This window comes from Streptomyces sp. NPDC005648, from assembly GCF_040605395.1.
GTDB lineage: Bacteria > Actinomycetota > Actinomycetes > Streptomycetales > Streptomycetaceae > Streptomyces.
This window is the reverse complement of the sequence record NZ_JBEXCS010000140.1, coordinates 1-17724: the sequence shown is the minus strand read 5'-3', so window position 1 is coordinate 17724 and position 17724 is coordinate 1. Positions and strand designations below refer to the sequence as shown.

The 17724-nt window shown below is 69.6% G+C and carries 21 protein-coding genes and 1 pseudogene; 8 read left to right on the top strand and 14 right to left on the bottom strand.

Features of this window, described 5'->3' with window-relative positions; all coding sequences use genetic code 11:
• Positions 1 to 130 precede the first annotated feature (130 nt).
• The 4 genes from ABZT17_RS42505 to mca form a co-directional block, all read right to left on the bottom strand.
• The gene (locus tag ABZT17_RS42505) at positions 131 to 637 is read right to left on the bottom strand and encodes a hypothetical protein (RefSeq protein WP_356357540.1); all 507 of its coding nucleotides are present in this window, start codon (positions 635 to 637) and stop codon (positions 131 to 133) included.
• Positions 638 to 825: 188 nt separating this feature from the next.
• Entirely contained in the window at positions 826 to 1230 is a 405-nt protein-coding gene (locus tag ABZT17_RS42500; RefSeq protein WP_356357539.1) for a hypothetical protein, read from the bottom strand.
• A gap of 253 nt (positions 1231 to 1483) precedes the next feature.
• Complete coding sequence (locus ABZT17_RS42495) at positions 1484 to 1753, bottom strand: hypothetical protein (protein WP_356357538.1); 270 nt, start codon at positions 1751 to 1753, stop codon at positions 1484 to 1486.
• Complete coding sequence (gene mca / locus ABZT17_RS42490) at positions 1746 to 2606, bottom strand: mycothiol conjugate amidase Mca (protein WP_356357543.1); 861 nt, start codon at positions 2604 to 2606, stop codon at positions 1746 to 1748. The genes ABZT17_RS42495 and mca overlap by 8 nt, the downstream gene beginning before the upstream one ends.
• 148 nt (positions 2607 to 2754) lie before the next feature.
• Between mca and ABZT17_RS42485 the strand changes: the two genes are divergently transcribed.
• Together ABZT17_RS42485 and greA are read left to right on the top strand one after the other, a co-directional pair.
• Entirely contained in the window at positions 2755 to 3153 is a 399-nt protein-coding gene (locus ABZT17_RS42485; RefSeq protein ID WP_356357537.1) for a DUF4307 domain-containing protein, read from the top strand.
• A 168-nt stretch (positions 3154 to 3321) separates the two neighbouring features.
• Positions 3322 to 3822 (top strand): transcription elongation factor GreA, encoded by a 501-nt coding sequence (gene greA / locus ABZT17_RS42480; protein ID WP_356357536.1) that lies wholly within the window; start codon positions 3322 to 3324, stop codon positions 3820 to 3822.
• Between the two features lie 68 nt (positions 3823 to 3890).
• On the opposite strand, the gene ABZT17_RS42475 is transcribed toward greA, so the two are convergent.
• From ABZT17_RS42475 to ilvA, 3 genes are all read right to left on the bottom strand, one after another.
• Positions 3891 to 4748 (bottom strand): ABC transporter permease, encoded by an 858-nt coding sequence (locus ABZT17_RS42475; RefSeq protein ID WP_356357535.1) that lies wholly within the window; start codon positions 4746 to 4748, stop codon positions 3891 to 3893.
• Positions 4745 to 5761 (bottom strand): ATP-binding cassette domain-containing protein, encoded by a 1017-nt coding sequence (locus ABZT17_RS42470; RefSeq protein ID WP_356357534.1) that lies wholly within the window; start codon positions 5759 to 5761, stop codon positions 4745 to 4747. Before ABZT17_RS42470 ends, ABZT17_RS42475 begins: the two co-directional genes overlap by 4 nt.
• A 171-nt stretch (positions 5762 to 5932) precedes the next feature.
• Positions 5933 to 7162, bottom strand: a complete 1230-nt coding sequence (ilvA, locus tag ABZT17_RS42465; RefSeq protein ID WP_356357533.1) for a threonine ammonia-lyase — start codon at positions 7160 to 7162, stop codon at positions 5933 to 5935.
• Positions 7163 to 7334: 172 nt separating this feature from the next.
• Here ilvA and ABZT17_RS42460 point away from each other — a divergent pair, with 172 nt between their 5' ends.
• The 3 genes from ABZT17_RS42460 to ABZT17_RS42450 all read left to right on the top strand — a co-directional run bounded on the left by ABZT17_RS42460 (position 7335) and on the right by ABZT17_RS42450 (position 8841).
• The gene (locus ABZT17_RS42460; protein WP_356357542.1) at positions 7335 to 7835 is read left to right on the top strand and encodes a MarR family transcriptional regulator; all 501 of its coding nucleotides are present in this window, start codon (positions 7335 to 7337) and stop codon (positions 7833 to 7835) included.
• Positions 7836 to 8060: 225 nt separating this feature from the next.
• On the top strand, positions 8061 to 8564 hold the full coding sequence (locus tag ABZT17_RS42455) for a sigma factor-like helix-turn-helix DNA-binding protein (RefSeq protein WP_356357532.1): 504 nt from the start codon (positions 8061 to 8063) through the stop codon (positions 8562 to 8564).
• Between the two features lie 25 nt (positions 8565 to 8589).
• Positions 8590 to 8841 carry a hypothetical protein gene (locus tag ABZT17_RS42450; protein WP_356357541.1) on the top strand — a complete coding sequence of 84 codons (252 nt, stop codon included), beginning with the start codon at positions 8590 to 8592 and terminating at the stop codon, positions 8839 to 8841.
• A 35-nt stretch (positions 8842 to 8876) separates the two neighbouring features.
• Here ABZT17_RS42450 and ABZT17_RS42445 read toward each other — a convergent pair whose 3' ends face one another.
• Positions 8877 to 10031, bottom strand: a complete 1155-nt coding sequence (locus ABZT17_RS42445) for a cystathionine gamma-synthase (protein ID WP_356357531.1) — start codon at positions 10029 to 10031, stop codon at positions 8877 to 8879.
• A gap of 184 nt (positions 10032 to 10215) precedes the next feature.
• On the opposite strand from ABZT17_RS42445, the gene ABZT17_RS42440 reads away from it, so the two are divergent.
• Entirely contained in the window at positions 10216 to 11334 is a 1119-nt protein-coding gene (locus ABZT17_RS42440; RefSeq protein ID WP_356357530.1) for a hypothetical protein, read from the top strand.
• A 28-nt stretch (positions 11335 to 11362) separates the two neighbouring features.
• Here ABZT17_RS42440 and msrA read toward each other — a convergent pair whose 3' ends face one another.
• From msrA to ABZT17_RS42420, 4 genes are all read right to left on the bottom strand, one after another.
• The gene (gene msrA, locus ABZT17_RS42435) at positions 11363 to 11875 is read right to left on the bottom strand and encodes a peptide-methionine (S)-S-oxide reductase MsrA (protein ID WP_356357529.1); all 513 of its coding nucleotides are present in this window, start codon (positions 11873 to 11875) and stop codon (positions 11363 to 11365) included.
• A 230-nt stretch (positions 11876 to 12105) separates the two neighbouring features.
• Complete coding sequence (locus tag ABZT17_RS42430; protein ID WP_356357528.1) at positions 12106 to 13080, bottom strand: hypothetical protein; 975 nt, start codon at positions 13078 to 13080, stop codon at positions 12106 to 12108.
• Positions 13077 to 13781 carry a cytochrome b N-terminal domain-containing protein gene (locus ABZT17_RS42425; protein ID WP_356357527.1) on the bottom strand — a complete coding sequence of 235 codons (705 nt, stop codon included), beginning with the start codon at positions 13779 to 13781 and terminating at the stop codon, positions 13077 to 13079. Before ABZT17_RS42425 ends, ABZT17_RS42430 begins: the two co-directional genes overlap by 4 nt.
• Positions 13778 to 13981: a hypothetical protein gene (locus ABZT17_RS42420; RefSeq protein ID WP_356357526.1), complete on the bottom strand. Its 204-nt coding sequence runs from the start codon at positions 13979 to 13981 to the stop codon at positions 13778 to 13780. Before ABZT17_RS42420 ends, ABZT17_RS42425 begins: the two co-directional genes overlap by 4 nt.
• Before the next feature lie 287 nt (positions 13982 to 14268).
• Here ABZT17_RS42420 and ABZT17_RS42415 point away from each other — a divergent pair, with 287 nt between their 5' ends.
• Positions 14269 to 15372 carry a serine hydrolase domain-containing protein gene (locus ABZT17_RS42415; protein ID WP_356357525.1) on the top strand — a complete coding sequence of 368 codons (1104 nt, stop codon included), beginning with the start codon at positions 14269 to 14271 and terminating at the stop codon, positions 15370 to 15372.
• A gap of 92 nt (positions 15373 to 15464) precedes the next feature.
• Here ABZT17_RS42415 and ABZT17_RS42410 read toward each other — a convergent pair whose 3' ends face one another.
• Complete coding sequence (locus ABZT17_RS42410; RefSeq protein WP_356357524.1) at positions 15465 to 16505, bottom strand: NAD(P)-dependent alcohol dehydrogenase; 1041 nt, start codon at positions 16503 to 16505, stop codon at positions 15465 to 15467.
• Between the two features lie 177 nt (positions 16506 to 16682).
• Here ABZT17_RS42410 and ABZT17_RS42405 point away from each other — a divergent pair, with 177 nt between their 5' ends.
• On the top strand, positions 16683 to 17606 hold the full coding sequence (locus ABZT17_RS42405) for a helix-turn-helix transcriptional regulator (protein WP_356357523.1): 924 nt from the start codon (positions 16683 to 16685) through the stop codon (positions 17604 to 17606).
• A 16-nt stretch (positions 17607 to 17622) separates the two neighbouring features.
• Here the strand turns inward: ABZT17_RS42405 and ABZT17_RS42400 are convergent.
• Positions 17623 to 17724, bottom strand: a pseudogene (locus tag ABZT17_RS42400) (D-arabinono-1,4-lactone oxidase); the annotation flags it as partial.

The following is a 17724-nucleotide window of genomic DNA, read 5'->3' as shown; positions in this document are numbered from 1 at the left end:
CCCTGGTTGCGGGACTCGGCGGCCTCGCGGCGGCGGTGGTCCTCCTCCGCGTACTGCTCGGGCTCCCAGGCTCAGGGCAGAGCAGCAGCGCCCCCCGGCCTCAAGGGCCGGGGGGCGCTGTCATACGCCGTTACACGAGCACGGGCAGGCGCGGCGGCGTGACGAGGGAGGGTGGCGCCTTGACTGGCCCAGACTGGTAGCCGCGCTGGTCCCAGTACTGGCGCCACAGACCGTCACCAGCGAGGTGCCGCAGCATCTCGTTCTTCGCTTCGATGAACTCCTCAGTGCAGGAGCTGCGGCGAATGTACACAACCGAGAGCTTGTCCTCGTCCAGCACGAGGAGGTGGCGCCCGGCAGGCAGCGTGTCCACGAGTTCCCATCGCGACTGCGCGATATCCAGGCCCTGGGCCGGCTCTTGGGCTTGCCCGTCATCTGTCCTGTACTGCTGCCACAAGCCGCTGCCGATGTGGTGGCGCAAGACGCGATTAAGTTCCCGGACAAACTCGGGGGCGACGTGGGCGGGGTGCAGGTAGACGTCCATCCAGCCGCCGTCGTGGTCTTCAGCATGCGCGAGCTGGCCGGGCGGAATGCGCCCGAACACATCCAGGTGGTAGACGACTGTGTAGTGGTTCGGCATACGGCCTCCTGCAACCACGCATTCCGACTCACGCCGAGCAGGGATGCAGTGGATCACCAATGGTCGGCGCCCCCAGGCGGAGTGCCATGATGCACCAGCGGTCACTTTCGGCCAATAGGTTAGACACACTGAGTAATTACCCGCAGGCCAACTGGCGTGCACAGCAACCGAGTTGAGGGGGAAAGTTTTCAGCCACGCCCAGCCGTGCGCCGGGCCTCGATGAACGCGCGCACCTCGGCCTGATCTTCGGGGGACATCTCGCGGTACCCCTCGACCAGGGCGCGGACGTCGCCCTCTTCGCTCCATACGGTGTCGATTCCGTGGAACTGGCTCCCGACGGCCTCCTGCACCAGCCCGAGGGGAAGCTGAAGACCATGAGCCAGGGCCCGGATTTCGTGGAGCAGAGGGGGCTTGACCTTGCCGCCCTGGGACAGGGTGTCGAGCGTGGTGCGCCCCCAGAGCGGCCCGAGCTCTTTCTGCTGCGGGTCGACGCAGGCCGCAGCGAGCGCACGGAAGCTGAGCCCGAGTTCCTCCTTGCGTCGGCGCACAAGGTCGGAAAGATCCATGCGCCGCCCGTCGGCGTGAGATGCCACGGCGATCACCTCCCACTCTGCGCGTCCTCGCCTGTCCGCCGACAGTGTCCAGGTTCTCGGACGCACACACCACCCCAGAGCGAAGGTTCGGGAGCGGCCACCAGCGAAGGTCACGACCGGGCGGGGCGGTCGGCACCCGCGATCCGAAGCGCGCCAGCCGCCCCACGCGGGGAGGTTTCCCATGGGAGAAAAATGGGAGATGATCTTACCGAGAAGCCCAGACGGGCCACTAGAAATCTCTAGTTATCTCTACCTAGTCGCCATTCTCGGACTGGCGGGTCTCGGAGCCTGACGGCGCATTCGCCCTGGCCGGAGCGCTGACCTCAGCTTTCTCCGTCTCAGCGAAATCGACCTTGCCCATGTGCTTGCTCATGGACTTCATCAGCCCCCAGATCGCCAGGGCCATCACCGCGAAGACGATGAATCCGAGGACGCCGGGGGTGACCTTGTTCTCGTCGACCTCCTTGGCGAGGGGGACGAGGTGCGTCATTGCCAGGCTCACGCTTGCGCTCATGTCAGGCATTGTCGCGGATGCCCGCAAAGAGGTCGTCCTCGGGGAGGGCGGTATCGACGAGCGACTTCGCGAGCTCGTACTCCTCCGTCGGCCAGACCTCCTTCTGGATCTCCATCGGGACCTTGAACCAGCCGCCGTCGGGGTCGATCTGCGTGGCGTGGGCGATCAGCGCCTTGTCACGGATCTCGAAGAACTCCGCGCACGGGATGTGCGTGGTCAGCGTGCGCTCGGCGCGCTCGAACTCCGCCCAGCGCTTGAGCCAGTCCCCGTACGGCGACTCCATGCCCCGCTCCAGCAGGGCGTTGTGCAGCGCCTCGGTGCGCGGGCGGTTGAAGCCCTGGTTGTAGTAGAGCTTCTGCGGCTGGTAGGCGGGGCCGAACTCCTCCTCCGGGTACTTCCCGGTGTCGGCGGCACCCTCGAAGGCGACCATCGAGATCTTGTGGGTCATGATGTGGTCGGGGTGCGGATAGCCGCCGTTCTCGTCGTAGGTGGTGATCACCTGGGGGCGGAACGAGCGGATCTGCTTCACCAGCTCACCGGCCGCCCTGTCGACGTCCTCCAGGGCGAAGCAGCCCTCGGGCAGCGGCGGCAGCGGGTCGCCCTCGGGCAGACCGGAGTCGACGAAGCCGAGCCACTCCTGCTTGATCCCGAGGATCTCGCGGGCCTCGTCCATCTCCTTCTTGCGTACCTCGTGGATGTGCTCCTCGATGTACTTGTCGCCCTGCAGCTTGGGATTGAGGATGGAGCCGCGCTCCCCGCCCGTGCAGGTCACGACCAGCACGTCCACCCCCTCGGACACGTACTTCGCCATGGTGGCCGCGCCCTTGCTCGACTCGTCGTCGGGGTGGGCGTGGACGGCCATCAGTCGCAGCTGGTCAGTCAAGACTCAATCCTTGGTAAGTCGGCGCCCCGGTGACTTGGGGGGCGATCGGCGGCTTCTATAGTGACCGAATCGGGAGGCGAATAATTCCGGGGTCCGGATTCCGGAGCCCCCTGCCGAGAGGACGATCATGAGTACGGCGAGCACTCAGCTGCCCGAGGGCCGCTACGGCCGTTCCTCGGACGAGCGCGCCGACCACAGACTCAGAATCGTCGGCGCCGTGCTCGGTGCCCTGCTGCTCGCCCTGGTCGGCTATTTCGCCTACCACTACGTCGGCGAGAACAAGATCAGCGGCGAGGTGATCACGTTCGAGCCGCACAAGGACTCCGTCTCGATCCATCTCGAGGTCCGCAAGGACTCCGGCACCTCCGGCTACTGCACCGTGCGCTCCCAGGCGGCCGACCAGTCCGAGGTGGGGCGGGCCGACTTCCGCTTCGACGGCAGGGCCACCCGCATCGACAGGGTCGTCACGCTCCGTACGACGGCCCCGGGCACCACGGCCGAGCTGCTCGGCTGCCACGCCGACTGACATCACCCTCGATACATCCGCACTGACCTGCGTCGATGTAATTCTGAGGGCTTATGTCCTCCCCCTTGGGCCGCTGAATTGTTAGGCTCGTGGTTTCGCCCATCCGTGAAGGAACATTCTTCTGGGTAGGGCGATGCTTTGTATTCCCAGTACCTACGAGGAGCACCTGTGACCCAGACCAGTGAGAACGTCACCTGGCTTACCCAGGAGGCGTACAACCAGCTCAAGGCCGAGCTGGAGTACCTGTCTGGTCCTGCGCGCACGGAGGTCGTCGCCAAGATCGCGGCCGCGCGCGAGGAGGGCGACCTGCGCGAGAACGGCGGGTACCACGCGGCCAAGGAGGAGCAGGGCAAGCAGGAGCTCCGTGTGCGCCAGCTGACCCAGCTCCTGGAGAACGCCAAGGTCGGCGAGGCCCCGGCGTCGGCGGACGGCGCCGTGGCGCCCGGCATGGTCGTGACGATCGCCTTCGACGGCGACGAGGACGACACCCTGACCTTCCTGCTCGCCTCGCGCGAGTACGCGAGCGCCGCCATCGAGACCTACTCGCCGCAGTCGCCGCTGGGCTCCGGCGTGATCGGCCACAAGGTGGGCGAGGACGCGGAGTACGAGCTGCCGAACGGCAAGAAGGCCTCCGTGAAGATCCTCAAGGCCGAGCCCTACAACGGCTGACCTCCAGCGCGCCCCTGCTCGGCGAGCCCCCGGCGTCCGATGACACCGGGGGCGTCGTCATATCCCGGTCATGCCGTGGCCGAGCGGTACTTGCGGACCGCCAGGGTCCGGAAGACCACGACGATCAGGATCGAGTAGATCAGCGAGGCCCACACCGGGTGCTGCATGGGCCAGGCGTCGGACTGCGACTGGCCCGGGTTGGCGAACAGCACCCGGGCCGCCTGCACGGTGGCACTGAAGGGGTTCCACTCGGCGATATGGCGCAGCCACGGGGTCATATGGCTGGTGTCCACGAACGCGTTCGAGATGAACGTCACCGGGAACAGCCAGATCAGCCCGCTGGAGGTCGCCGCCTCCGGGGTGCGCACGGACATCCCGATCAGGGCGCCGATCCAGGTGAACGCGTATCCGAGCAGAAGCAGCAGTCCGAAGGCAGCGACGACCTTCGCCGCGTTGGTGTCGCCGTTCGACCCGACGCGCCAGCCGACCAGCAGCGCGACCACCGCGAGGACGACCAGGGTCAGCGCCGTCTGCACCAGGTCCGCGAGCGTGCGCCCGGTGAGCACCGCGCCGCGCGCCATGGGAAGCGAGCGGAAGCGGTCGATGAGGCCCTTGTGCATGTCGTCGGCGATGCCCGCGCCGGAGCTGGCGGTGGCGAAGGTGACGGTCTGCGCGAAGATGCCGGCCATCAGGAAGTTCTTGTAGTCGGTGGCGCTGGTGCTGCCGCCGATCTGCATGGAACCGCCGAAGACATAGGTGAACAGCACCACGAACATGATGGGCTGGATCAGCCCGTAGATGATCATTTCAGGAATTCGGGACATCCTGATCAGATTGCGCTGGGCGACGACCATCGAGTCCCGGAAGGACTGGCTGACGGGGTTGCCGGTCGGCGCGACCCGTACGGCGTCGGTGACGGCGCTCACTTGGCGGCCTCCTTCTTCTGCTTGCGGTCCTGGGCGGGCGCTTGCGCCGGCTCGTCGGTCTCCTCGCGTTTCTCCTCGGCCACATGTCCCGTCAGGGAGAGGAAGACGTCGTCGAGGGTGGGGCGGCGCAGGCCGATGTCGTCGATCTCGATACCGCGGACGTCCAGTTCGCGGATGACCTCGGCCAGCAGCTTGGCGCCGCCGGTGACCGGAACGGTGAGCTTGCGGGTGTGCTCCTCGACGGTGAGCTCGCCCTTGCCGAAGCCGGCGAGGACCTCGCGGGCGGTGGCGATGTGCTCGCGCTCGTGCACCACGACCTCGACGCGCTCGCCGCCGGTGCGGGCCTTGAGCTGGTCGGAGGTGCCGCGGGCGATCACCCGGCCGTGGTCGACGACCGCGATGTCATGGGCGAGGTGGTCGGCCTCCTCCAGGTACTGGGTGGTCAGCAGCAGGGTCGTACCGCCGGAGACGAGCTGTTTGATGACCTCCCACAGCAGCTGGCGGTTGCGCGGGTCGAGGCCGGTCGTCGGCTCGTCCATGAACATCACGGGCGGCGAGACCACCAGGGCGGCGGCGAGGTCGAGCCGACGGCGCATGCCTCCGGAGTAGGTCTTCGCGGTGCGGTCGGCCGCGTCCGTGAGGTCGAACTGGGCGAGCAGTTCCTCGGCGCGCGCCTTGGCCGCCTTGGCCCTCATCTGGTAGAGGCGGCCGACCATCTGGAGGTTCTCGCGGCCGGTCAGATACTCGTCGACCGCGGCGAACTGGCCGGACAGGCCGATGGAGCGGCGCACTTCGTTCGGCTGCTTGAGCACGTCGAGGCCGGCGACGACGGCCTTGCCGCTATCCGGTTGCAGCAGGGTGGTCAGACAGCGGACAGTGGTGGTCTTGCCCGCGCCGTTCGGCCCGAGCAGGCCCAGGACGGTGCCCTCGGGGACATCGAGGTCGACGCCGTCCAGAGCCCTTACGTCGCCGAAGGTCTTCACCAGACCTTCGGCATAGATGGCGCCTGGCATATGAGTCTCCACGTCGTCGGGAATTCTTCGGAAAGCCTGGATTTGTGCGATTTGCTCCGCCCGATGGATGACGGAACTCCATGGCGGATCGGCGACTGCGACACACCATAACGCGATGTATCGCGTCTCTCAATGGATTTCCCCGAACGAGTGACCCAGTGCCGCCCCGCCTCAGCCGATGACCGTGTACCCCGCCTCGCGGAGGGCTCGGCCGACCTCGGCGCAGTGCTCCGGCCCCTTCGTCTCGAGGTGCAGCTCGACCTCCGCCTCCGTGAGCCCGAGCCGTGGATCGGTCCGTACATGGCTCACGTCGAGGACGTTAGCGTCCACCACTGACAACGCCCCGAGAAGCGTGGCGAGCGCCCCCGGCCGGTCCGTGAGCCGCAGCCGTACCGCCAGGTAGCGGCCCTGCGCGGCCATGCCGTGCCGCAGCAGGCGCTGCATCAGCACCGGATCGACGTTGCCGCCGGAGAGCACCGCCACGACCGGGCCCTCGAAGGCCGACGGATCGCTCAGCAGCGCCGCGACCGGGCTGGCGCCGGCCGGTTCGACGACCAGCTTCGCCCGCTCCAGGCACAGCAGCAGCGCGGTCGACAGCTCGTCCTCGGTGACCGTGCGGACCTCGTCCACCAGCTCGGCGATGATCCCGAACGGCACCTCGCCCGGCCGCCCGACCTTGATGCCGTCGGCCATCGTCGCCGGGAGCTCGATCGACGTGGGGCGCCCGGCGGCCAGCGAGGGCGGGTACGCCGCGGCGCCCGCCGCCTGCACACCGACGATCCGCACATCGGGGCGCAGCGCCTTCACCGCGACCGCGATCCCCGCCGCGAGGCCGCCGCCGCCGATGCCGACGACCACGGTGCGCACCTCGGGGCACTGCTCCAGGATCTCCAGCCCGACCGTGCCCTGGCCCGCGATGACGTCGGGATGGTCGAAGGGGTGGATGAACACCGCGCCCGTCTCGTCCGCGTACGCCTGGGCGGCGGCCAGTGTCTCGTCGACCACCTGGCCGTGCAGGCGCACCTCGGCGCCGTACTCCCGGGTGGCGCTGATCTTCGGCAGCGGGGCGCCCATCGGCATGAACACCGTGGCCCGCACACCGAGCAGCGAGGACGCGAGGGCGACGCCCTGCGCGTGGTTGCCGGCGCTCGCCGCGACGACGCCGGCCGCCCGCTCCTCGGGCAGCAGTCCGGCGATCCTGACGTAGGCGCCGCGCAGCTTGAAGGACCCCGTGCGCTGGAGGTTCTCGCACTTGAGGTGCACCGGCGCGCCGACCAGCTGGGACAGATGCCTGCTGCCCTCCATCGCGGTCACCCGCGCCACGCCCGAGAGCATCTTCTGGGCGCCCCGCACGTCGTCGAGGGTGACGGGCCGCAAGGAGTCAGCCGTGCTGTAGCTCATGACTCAAGCATCGCAGTTCACAGAGGCGTGCGACCGGTGTGACCAACGTCCGAGACTGGTTTGCGCAGCGCCGGTACGGCCCGCCTCCCGGCCGCGTACTCTGTCCCCCATTCCAGACCCATTCAGACCACTTTCATGAAGCGAGCCTCCGGCCATGCCCACAACACCCGAAATGTCGATGGACATGACGACCGTCGGTGACAGCGGTCTCCTCGACACGCTGCAGCACGAGGTGGCGGTCTTCGCCCGCCGTGCCGAACAGACCCGGCTCGGCGGGGTCGGGCAGGTGCGCAACTCCATGGACCGCGCCGCATACCTGCTGCTCAACCGCCTCGACAAGGAAGGCCCGATGGGCGTCAAGGCGCTCGCGGCCAGCATGGGCATCGACTCGTCGACGGTCACCCGGCAGGTGGCCCCGCTCGTCGACACGGGCCTCGTCAAGCGCACCTCGCACCCCGAGGACGGGCGGGCGGTGGTGCTCCAGCTCTCCCCGCGCGGCCAGGCGCGGCTGGAGGAAGTGCGCTCCTCCAGGCGTCAGTTGATGGCCGAGCTGACACACGACTGGGCGCCGGAGGAGCGCGAGACGTTCTGCACGCTCCTCACGCGCTTCAACACCGCGCTGTCCGACCGGATGTCGGTCCAGGGGGTACCGGCCCCCGAGGCGTCGTCGTAGGCATATAGGTCGCGGGCATCCAGGTCGCGGGCATGTGGGTCGCGGGCATGCCGTACGCGCCCGTGCGGCGGGGGAACCCTCACGCGCGCGTGCATGCCGCCCGGCTCTTGACCGAAAGCCCACCCCTGGCCTCATATGAGATCGGGCCCTGTTCGCACACGGTTCCGGATGCCGTACGCGGCCGGGTCCGGTCTCTCATCAGGGTCGCGTCAGGCGGGAGGCGCGGTGCGACAACGGCAGGCGTCCCAAGGTGCCCGCCGGGCCCGGGAGTTCGAGGCGTTCGTCGCGGGCGCGGCAGGGCGGCTGCTGCATGCCGCGACGCTGCTCACCGCGGAGTCCCCGCACGACAACCCCCGTGCGCGGCGACTGCTGACGCACGCCCTCGGGCACACGTACGCGTGCTGGGACCGGCTGCGCGGGGAGGACCCGTACGACCGCGCCCGGCAGTGTCTGGCCACCCGCTTCGCCCGCTCGGCCTGGCACCAGTACGGCGCCTTCGGCCGGGGCCGCCCGCACCCCGGCAGCGCCCTGTCCGGCCTGACACCGCAGGAGCGCCTGATCCTGGTCCTCAGGCTGTACGAGGGGGTCGCCGAGGAGCAGACGGCGGCACTCCTCGGCCTGCCGGTGGAACGCGTCCACACGATCTGCGACCGCGCCACGGCGACGCTGCTGCATCCGCCCAAGAAGCCCGCTCCGTCGGTGGTGGGGGCGAAGGTGGCGCCGTCATGACGTGGCACGGCTGCGGGAGGAGCGGATGAACCGGCCCGAGCGGGAGGCCGCCGCGCGGCGGATCATGGAGCGGGAGATGCCCGCCGTGCCGCCGGAGCTGTATGCGGACGTCATGCGCCGCGGGGCCCGGATGCTGCGGCGCAGGCGGGTCGCGCGGCGGCTGCTGTGGCTGGCGGTGTGCGCCGGGACCCTGGCGTTCCTGGTGTGGGCGCTGGTGGCCCAGCCGTGGGTGGAGCCGCCCTCGCAGACGACTCCCCCGTACACGACGGGCTGGTGAGCGGATCGGCCGGTCGAGCCGATGTGAGCGGTCGGCTAGCCGAGCGCCTGTTGCAGGTCCTCCAGGAGGTCGTCGACGTTCTCGATGCCGACGGAGAGACGGACCAGGTCGGCGGGCACCTCGAGGGCCGAGCCGGCCACGGACGCGTGCGTCATGCGTCCCGGGTGCTCGATCAGGGACTCGACGCCGCCCAGGGACTCGCCGAGCGTGAACACCTTGGCGCGGTTGCAGACCTCGACGGCCGCCTCCTCGCCGCCGGCGACCCGGAACGACACCATGCCGCCGAAGGCCCGCATCTGCTTGGCGGCGACCTCGTGACCGGGGTGGTCCTCCAGGCCCGGGTACAGCACCCGGGTCACGCGCGCGTGCCGGGTGAGCATGTCTGCGACCTTGGTGGCGTTCTCGCTGTGCCGGTCCATGCGCACCGAGAGCGTCTTGGCGCCGCGCAGCACCAGCCACGAGTCGAAGGGCCCGGCGACCGCGCCCATCGCGTTCTGGTGGTACGCCAGCTCCTCGCCCAGCGCCTCGTCGGCGACGACCAGGGCCCCGCCGACGACGTCCGAGTGACCGCCCATGTACTTGGTCAGGGAGTGCACGACGACGTCCGCGCCGAGAGCCAGCGGCTGCTGCAGGTACGGCGTGGCGAAGGTGTTGTCGACGACCAGCTTGGCGCCCGCGTCCCGGGCGATGTGCGCGAGGGCGGCGATGTCGGTGATGCCGAGCAGCGGGTTGGAGGGGGTCTCCACCCACACGGCCTTGGTCTTCGGGGTGATGGCGGCCCGTACGGCGGCGGGGTCGCTGGTGTCGGCGACCGACCACTCCACCCCCCACCGGGCGACGACCTTGGCGAACAGGCGGAACGTGCCGCCGTACGCGTCGTTGGGGATGACCACGTGGTCGCCGGGGCTGAGCAGCGTACGCAACAGGCAGTCCTCGGCCGCCAGTCCGGACGCGAACGCGAGCCCGCGACGACCGCCCTCGAGGGCGGCGAGGTTCTCCTCCAGGGCGGTCCTGGTGGGGTTGGCGCTACGGCTGTACTCGTAGCCGCCACGCAGGCCGCCGACGCCGTCCTGCTTGTAGGTCGAGACCTGGTAGATCGGCGGGACGACCGCGCCGGTGAGGGGATCGGCGGTGTTGCCCGCGTGGATCGCGAGGGTCTCGAAGTGCTGACTGATGTGCCTGTCGCTCATGGGCACCGAGGGTAGTGCGCTCGCGGGCCGGGTGTCGGACGGCGGGGCGCGGGATGCCGTACGGCCGGGTTTTCCCTCGGTTCTTCCTCGGTGCGAAAGCGCTTCCGAAGCGGCCGCGGGGAGTTTTCCACAGGGCCGCCGACGCCATTCGCCAATTGTCACAGGCGTCTGGAACCCTTGGGGCATGGAATTTCTCTGGGTCCTGATCGCGGTCGTCATGCTGGGCTTCGTGCTGCTCCCGGTCATGCGGCGGCGCCGGGGCATGATCGAGCAGGTCCCGGCCGGCCACCCGGACGCGGCCGACCCCGCGAACTACGGCTTCGTGCGGGAGGAGGAGCTGGACGTCCGTATGCCCGGCCCCGACCACGACCTGCTGGACGTCCTGGACCTGGTGCAGCGCACCCAGGACTACCGCGCGGCCTCGCAGCTGCTGGCGGGCACCGAGGCGGAGGGCGAGCCGCGCTGGCAGCGCGTGCAGGCCTTCGCGGGCGCCGCGTCCCTGGAGCTGAGCCGGCGGCCGGGCGGTGTCAGCGAGACGCCGGGCGGACAGTGGCTGCGGGTGTGGCGGGCCGAACAGGCCAAGGACGCGGGCGGCGCGGCGGTGCACGCCGAGTTCCTGGTGCAGCAGGCGTGGCGGACGTCGACGCCGGGCACGGACGAGTTCCGGATCATCATGGAGGAGGCGAGGACGGCCTGCGGCGACGCGGCGCTGCTCGCGCCGGGCGACCCGGTGCCGTACATCGTCGAGCTCTCGGTGGCGCGCGGCCTCGGCTACTCCCGGCCGGAGTTCGAGCAGCTCTGGCTGAAGATCCTCGACCGCGCGCCCTCCCACATGGGCGCGCATCTCGCCGCGCTGCACTACTGGTGCGAGAAGTGGCACGGCTCGCGCGAGCTGGCGTACTCCTTCGCGGAGGCGGCGGCCGCCCGCGCGCCGCAGGGCTCCCTGCTCGCCGCGATGCCGCTGTTCGCGGTCTTCGAGCACCTTCCCGAGGTGAACCTGGTCCGTGGCTTCTACCAGAGCGAGGTCGTGACCAAGGCGATCCACGGCGCGCTGCACGCGGTGCACTCGGCGCGCCCGGACGACCCGATGCTGGCGCACGTACGCCATCTGCTGGTCTTCTTCCTGGTCCGCTCCGAGCGCTGGGCGGAGGCCATGAACCAGCTCATACACATCGACGGCCATGTGGGGGCCCTTCCCTGGACCCTCTCGGCCGACCCCGCCGCCGAGTTCGCGGTCTACCGCGCCCTGGCGGTCGGGGGGTACGAGGCCAACGGCGGCAGCCCGGCGACGCTGCCGCACTGAGCGGGGGCTGAGGGGCGCGGTGGGCCGGTCAGCCCTCCGTGCGAGCGGGCAGCCGCCATCCCGGGCGCGGGAAGTGGCAGGTGTAGCCGTTCGGGTAGCGCTGCAGATAGTCCTGGTGCTCGGGCTCGGCCTCCCAGAAGGGGCCGACCGGCTCTACCTCGGTGACGACCTTGCCGGGCCACAGCCCGGAGGCGTCCACGTCCGCGATGGTGTCCTCCGCGATCCGCTTCTGCTCGTCGTCCACGTAGTAGATCGCCGAGCGGTAGCTGAGGCCGATGTCGTTGCCCTGGCGGTTCTTGGTGCTCGGGTCGTGGATCTGGAAGAAGAACTCCAGGAGCGCGCGGTAGTCGGTCTTCTCGGGGTCGTAGAGGATCTCGATGGCCTCCGCGTGCGTCCCGTGGTTGCGGTACGTCGCGTTGGGCACATCACCCCCCGTGTAACCGACCCGGGTCGCCGTCACACCCGGGAGTCGGCGGATCAGCTCCTCCATCCCCCAGAAGCATCCGCCCGCCAGCACGGCCCTCTGCGTCTGCGCAGCCATCACGGCCCTCCACATCTGTCAGCTCGATCCCTCGGGCCGTCCGGCTCACCCACCACCGGCACTTGTGCCCACCGCCCTCAACGCACGAGGGGTCCTGGCGATTCCACACGGTCGAAAGCCACTGGCTGTCCGAACCGGCCGCCCCCACGCCGTACGCCGTGGAAGCCAGGCGTACTCCCCCGAAATCGCAGCTCATGGCAACTCATGGCGACGTGCACCGCCATCGGCCCTCAGCCTCCCGGCTGCTTGGGCCTCACCGCACCTTCCTGATCACGGTGGTACGAGCGCCAGATCAAGCGGTGCACTCGTGTCCAGCGCGGGATGGACCGCACGCCCGGGATGAAGGGGATCAGCATCAGCCCCAGGCTGAGCAGCGCCATCAGGCCCCAGATCAGGGCGTCAGCGTTACCGGACGACTTGAACGGTTCGATCTGGTACCAGAACGTGTAGAGCCACAGCCACGCCTGGCCCGGGTAGTTTCCGGTCTCGTTCATCATGCCCCACTGGTCACCGCCCAGGTGCTCGGCACGGGCCAGCGATTCCAGGTAGGCACCGTCGGAGAGGAACAGCAGAGGGAGGGTGTAATCCGTCTGGTAGAACCTGCCGTCCGCCTGCAATTGCCCGTCCAGGGCACCCGATCCGGCCAGTTCGAGAAGGCGTGCGGTGAGGACGGGCACCGGGCCGTAGTCGCCTTTGGCGACCTTGACGGGGTTGCCGCCGGGCGACTTGGCCAGTGCGTCGGAGTAGGCCTTGGTCCATGCCTGTTGCCGGGAGGCCGGAGCCGCGGCCCAGGTTGCGAGGGCCCTTCTGACGGCAGGCGGTTCAGGAGCGTTGGCCAGGGGGCGAAGCACGAAGTCCTCGGCGGTGTCCACCGGGATGCGGACTCCTGCGGCGCTCTGCAGACCGACCGGGCCGAGTTTCTGCGCCGCACCGGGCGTGTGGTTGTACGGCGGCCCGTACTCAGCCGTTCCGCTGGTGCCGCCGAGTTCCGCCACGGCCGTTGCCGTGAAGTCCGTGTCGGCCGCCCGCGACCAGGAGGCCAGGGTCACCGGCTTGACGTCGGGTGACGAGAAGACCGCGGCCAGGACAACGGTGAGGAGCCCCACCACCACCAAGGCGACGGTGAACTCCTTGACCAGGTCGTACGGCCGGGTGGGGAAGGCGGCTGGGTCCGGTACTGAGGACCTCCGGTGTTGTCGGCTCATTGCGCGGCTCCCCCCGGCGAGGGCGAGGAGGCCGCGCTGCTCTTCGCGGGAACAGTCACCCCGATGGGTGGCACGATGCCACGCAACCGGACCAGCAGGATGTGCCAGGCGGTCAGCAGACCGAGGACGAACGGGAGCAGCACGATGTGCCACATCAGCATCTGCCCGAAGTCCAGCACATTGAAGAACGCGCCGATGCCGACCGAGTTGAGCCCGTCCTTGGCCTGCCCGGCGATCCACTGCGAGTCGAAGTTCTGCTGAACCAGGTAGCCGGTGAAGGCCGTGCCGATCGAGGTGAGGAAGCACACCGCGCCGGTGACCCATGTCAGCGCCCGCCGGCCGCGCCAGGCGGCCATGAAGAACTTGCCCCACAGGTGGATGACCATGAAGAACATGAACAGCTCGACACTCCACAGGTGCAGGCTGTTCACGTACTTCCCGGTCCCGGAGACGTGCCACCACGCGGGCCCCTTCAACGCGAGCACCCCGCCGGTGGCGAGCACCACGATCAGCGAGGCGACAGTGAGCACGCCGAAGACGTAGATCCACGAGGCCATGTACGCCGGCTGGGTGTCCGGCAGCAACTTGTCCGGGGGCAGGGCCGTGACCGCCCTTCGCCGGACCGCTCCGGTCCAGCCTCTCCCGGCGGACTCGCTCTCGTACGGCTCCGCTCTCGCGCCGCCCTCACTCCGGCCGCTCATCTGCGACCTCTGGGGAAGGGCAACAGCAGGGCAGCGACGAAGACAACCACCATCAAGCCGATGACCACGAGGTTCGCGACGGACAACTGGATGACGCCCCAGTGCACATAGCGCCCGGTCCCGTTCAGATCGATGGGCGCAGCGAGCGCGCTCCCACCGGACATCGGGATCCCTGTGATTCTCACGATCTGTTCACCCATTCCTTTGTCCGCTGACCGCCAAAGACCAGCGAAACGCCCCGCAGGGCTCCGCGCATCCGGACTCGTCCGGGCAATGAGCCGGACGGCCAAACGGGAACGCCCCTCGGAGTACAGGCGCGATGGGCCGCGGGGATCCGGGCGCCCCCTTCTCGGCCGCCCGCACAACAGGGATCAGCTCCGTGAGCCGTTCGAGTTGTTCGTACTGCGCACGCATGCCCGGCGCGTCGGGCCGCCCCACCCACTAATTCGGTTGCCCCCCGCCCGCCCGGTGCGGGCTAATGCCACTCATGGCTGACATCCAGGGCTCGTACGACGACCTGTTCACCGCGGTGCCCAGCGCGCTGGCCCAGTTGCTGGACGGAGGGGACGTCGGTGGGGCGGTGGCGGTCTTTGTCGACGGGCAGCCCGTCGTGGACGTGTGGGGCGGGTTCGCCGACGCCGGGCGGACCGTGCCGTGGGAGCGGGACACCCTCGTCGGTGTCTACTCCGTGACGAAGACGATGACGGCCCTGTGCGCGCTGGTGCTGGTCGACCGGGGAGAGCTCGACCTGGACGCGCCCGTCGCCCGGTACTGGCCCGAGTTCGCCGCGGCCGGCAAGGAGAGGGTGCTCGTACGGCATCTGCTGTCGCACACCGCCGGGCTGCCCGACTGGGACGGTCCGGTGGAGGAGGCCTACGACTGGGCGGCCGCCACGGCGCGGCTCGTCGCGGCGAGGCCGCAGTGGGAGCCGGGGACCGCGGCCGGATACCACTCGCTCACCCAGGGGTTCCTGGTGGGCGAGGTGGTGTGGCGGGTCAGCGGGCGCAGCGTCGGGGAGTTCTTCGCCGAGGAGATCGCCGGGCCGCTCGGCGCCGACTTCCACATCGGGCTGGCCCCCGAGCACGACCACCGGGTGGCGCTCTCGGTGCCGCCGCCGGGGCACGACGAGGAGTACACGGCGAGTGCGCCGGCCAGGACGGCCCCCTCCGCCGGCACCGCGTTCCGGGTCCGCGACGGCAACAGCGTCGCCTGGCGGCGGGCGCAGATCCCGGCGGCCGGCGGTTTCGGCAACGCGCGCTCGGTAGCCCTGGTCCAGTCGGTGATGGCCTGCGGCGGGACCCTGGACGGCGTACGGCTGCTGTCGCCGGCCGGGTGCGAGCGGGCCTGGGTGGAGCAGTTCAGCGGCGAGGACCGTGTGCTGGGCATGCCCGTGCGCTGGGGGCTCGGCTACGGGCTGTTCGGCTCCACCGTCGGCTGGGGCGGCTGGGGCGGCTCCCTCCTGATGATCGAGCCGGAGGCGCGGATGGTCGTGGCGTACGTGACCAACCAGATGCGCGAACCCGCCGAGGACACCCGGGGCATGGAGCTGGTCATGTCCGCCTACGACGGCCTCAAGGGACTGCGGGCCTGAGGGGGACGGGAGAGCGCCGGCTCCCCTGCCACCGCACCCGCTGAGGGCCCCGGAGCAGTGCGGCTCCGGGGCCCTCGGTCAGGGGGGCGGCGTCAGATCGTCGCCGTGTCGATCACGAAGCGGTACCGCACGTCCGAGTTCACGACCCGCTCGTACGCCTCGTTGATCTCGTCCGCGCGGATCAGCTCGATCTCGGCGCCCAGGGCGTGCTCGGCGCAGAAGTCGAGCATCTCCTGGGTCTCAGCGATGCCGCCGATCGCCGAACCGGCCAGGGTCTTGTTGCCGCCGATGAGGGAGAACAGGTTCAGCGAGACGGGCTCCTCGGGGGCGCCCACGTTCACCAGCGCGCCGCCGGTCTTCAGCAGGCTCAGGTACGCGCCGAAGTCGAGCGGTGCCGAGACCGTGGAGAGGATGACGTCGAAGGTGCCCGCCAGCTCCTGGAAGGTCTTCTCGTCGCTGGTCGCGTAGTAGTGGTCGGCGCCCAGCTTCAGGCCGTCGTCCTTCTTGCGCAGGGACTGGGAGAGGACCGTGACCTCGGCACCCAGCGCGTGCGCGATCTTGACGCCCATGTGGCCGAGGCCGCCCAGACCGATCACGGCGACCTTCTTGCCGGGGCCGGCACCCCAGCGCTTGAGCGGGGAGTACGTGGTGATGCCCGCGCAGAGCAGCGGAGCGGCCACGTCGAGGGAGAGGCCGTCGGGGATGCGGACGGTGAAGTTCTCGTCGACGACGACCTTCTCGGAGTAGCCGCCGTAGGTGGGCTCGCCGTCCTTGCCGATGGAGTTGTACGTGCCGACGTTGCCGCCGGTGCAGTGCTGCTCCTGGCCGGCCTTGCAGTTCTCGCACTCACGGCAGGAGTCGACCATGCAGCCGACGCCGACACGGTCGCCGACCTTGAACCTGGTGACGCCGGAGCCGACGGCCTCGACGACACCCGCGATCTCGTGGCCCGGGACCATCGGGAAGATCGCCTGGCCCCAGCCCTCCTGGGCCTGGTGGATGTCGGAGTGGCAGATACCGGCGAACTTGATGTCGATCAGGACGTCGAACTCGCCGACCTCGCGGCGCTCGATGGTGGTGCGCTCCAGGGGAGCCTTGGCCGCGGGGGCGGCGTATGCGGCAACGGTGGTCATGCCGGGGGTCTCCTAGCGGGGTCCGCGCCCGGCTGCCTTCTTCACGTTCGTCCGGGCACGGAGATCAGCATGCCGTACGGGACAAGGGGCCACCCAGCCCCCACCTCTGCGTACGTCTGCTGTGCCTATCACTGACGGGGTCAGGCTCGTGGACGTACGACCGTGAATACTGGACGTATGGATGAACAGCCCGATCCCGTGCAGGGGCCCGCAGGACCGGCCGGTGGTGCCCTGGACCGGCGCGCCGAGCTGAGCGAGTTCCTGCGCACCCGGAGGGCGCGGCTGAAGCCGGAGGACGTGGGGCTGCCGGACTTCGGACGGCACCGCAGGGTGCCCGGGCTGCGACGCGAGGAGCTGGCGCAGCTCGCCGGGGTGTCCGTGGCGTACTACACCCGGCTGGAACAGGGCAACGGGCGCAATGTGTCGGCGGAGGTCCTGGACTCCATCGCGCGGGCGCTGCGGCTGACGGACGCCGAGCACGCGCATCTCACCCATCTCGCGAAGCCGAAGCAGCACAAGAAGAAGGCGGTGGCCCGGGCGCAGCAGGTGCGGGGGTCGCTGCTCCAGCTGCTGGACACGATGGACTCGGTACCGGCGTACATCGGGGGGCGGTACGCGGACATCCTCGCCTGGAACCGGATGGCCGCGGCCGTGTTCGGCGACTGGGGTGAGCTGGCGCCGCAGGAGCGGAACTGGGCTCGGCTGGTGTTCCTGAACCCCGCCTACCGCGACCTGTTCGTGGCGTGGGAGGAGAAGGCGTCCGACATCGTCGCGCTGCTGCGGATGCAGGCGGGGTGCTATCCGGACGATCCCCGGCTGTCGTCGCTGGTCGGTGAACTCTCCGTCAAGAGCGAGGAGTTCAGACGGCTGTGGGCCACCCACGACGTCAAGGAGAAGAGTCACGGCGTCAAGGCGCTGCGGCACCCCCTGGTGGGTGAACTGGCCCTGAACTACGAGTCGTTCCCGCTGACGGACGGCACGGACCAGGCACTGGTCCTCTATCACGCGGAACCGGGCTCTCCCACGGCGGAGGCGCTGCGGCTGCTGGCCAGCTGGGGCGCCGACGCGACACGGGCGGGGCATTCGGCACCGTCGGCCTGAGAGAAATGCGGAACGCCCGCCGTAGATAGTCGTTCTGGAAACGCCGGTCCGGGTCGAGGCGGTCCCGCAGGGCGGTGAACTCGTCGAAGCGGGGGTAGACGGACGCGAAGTACTCGGC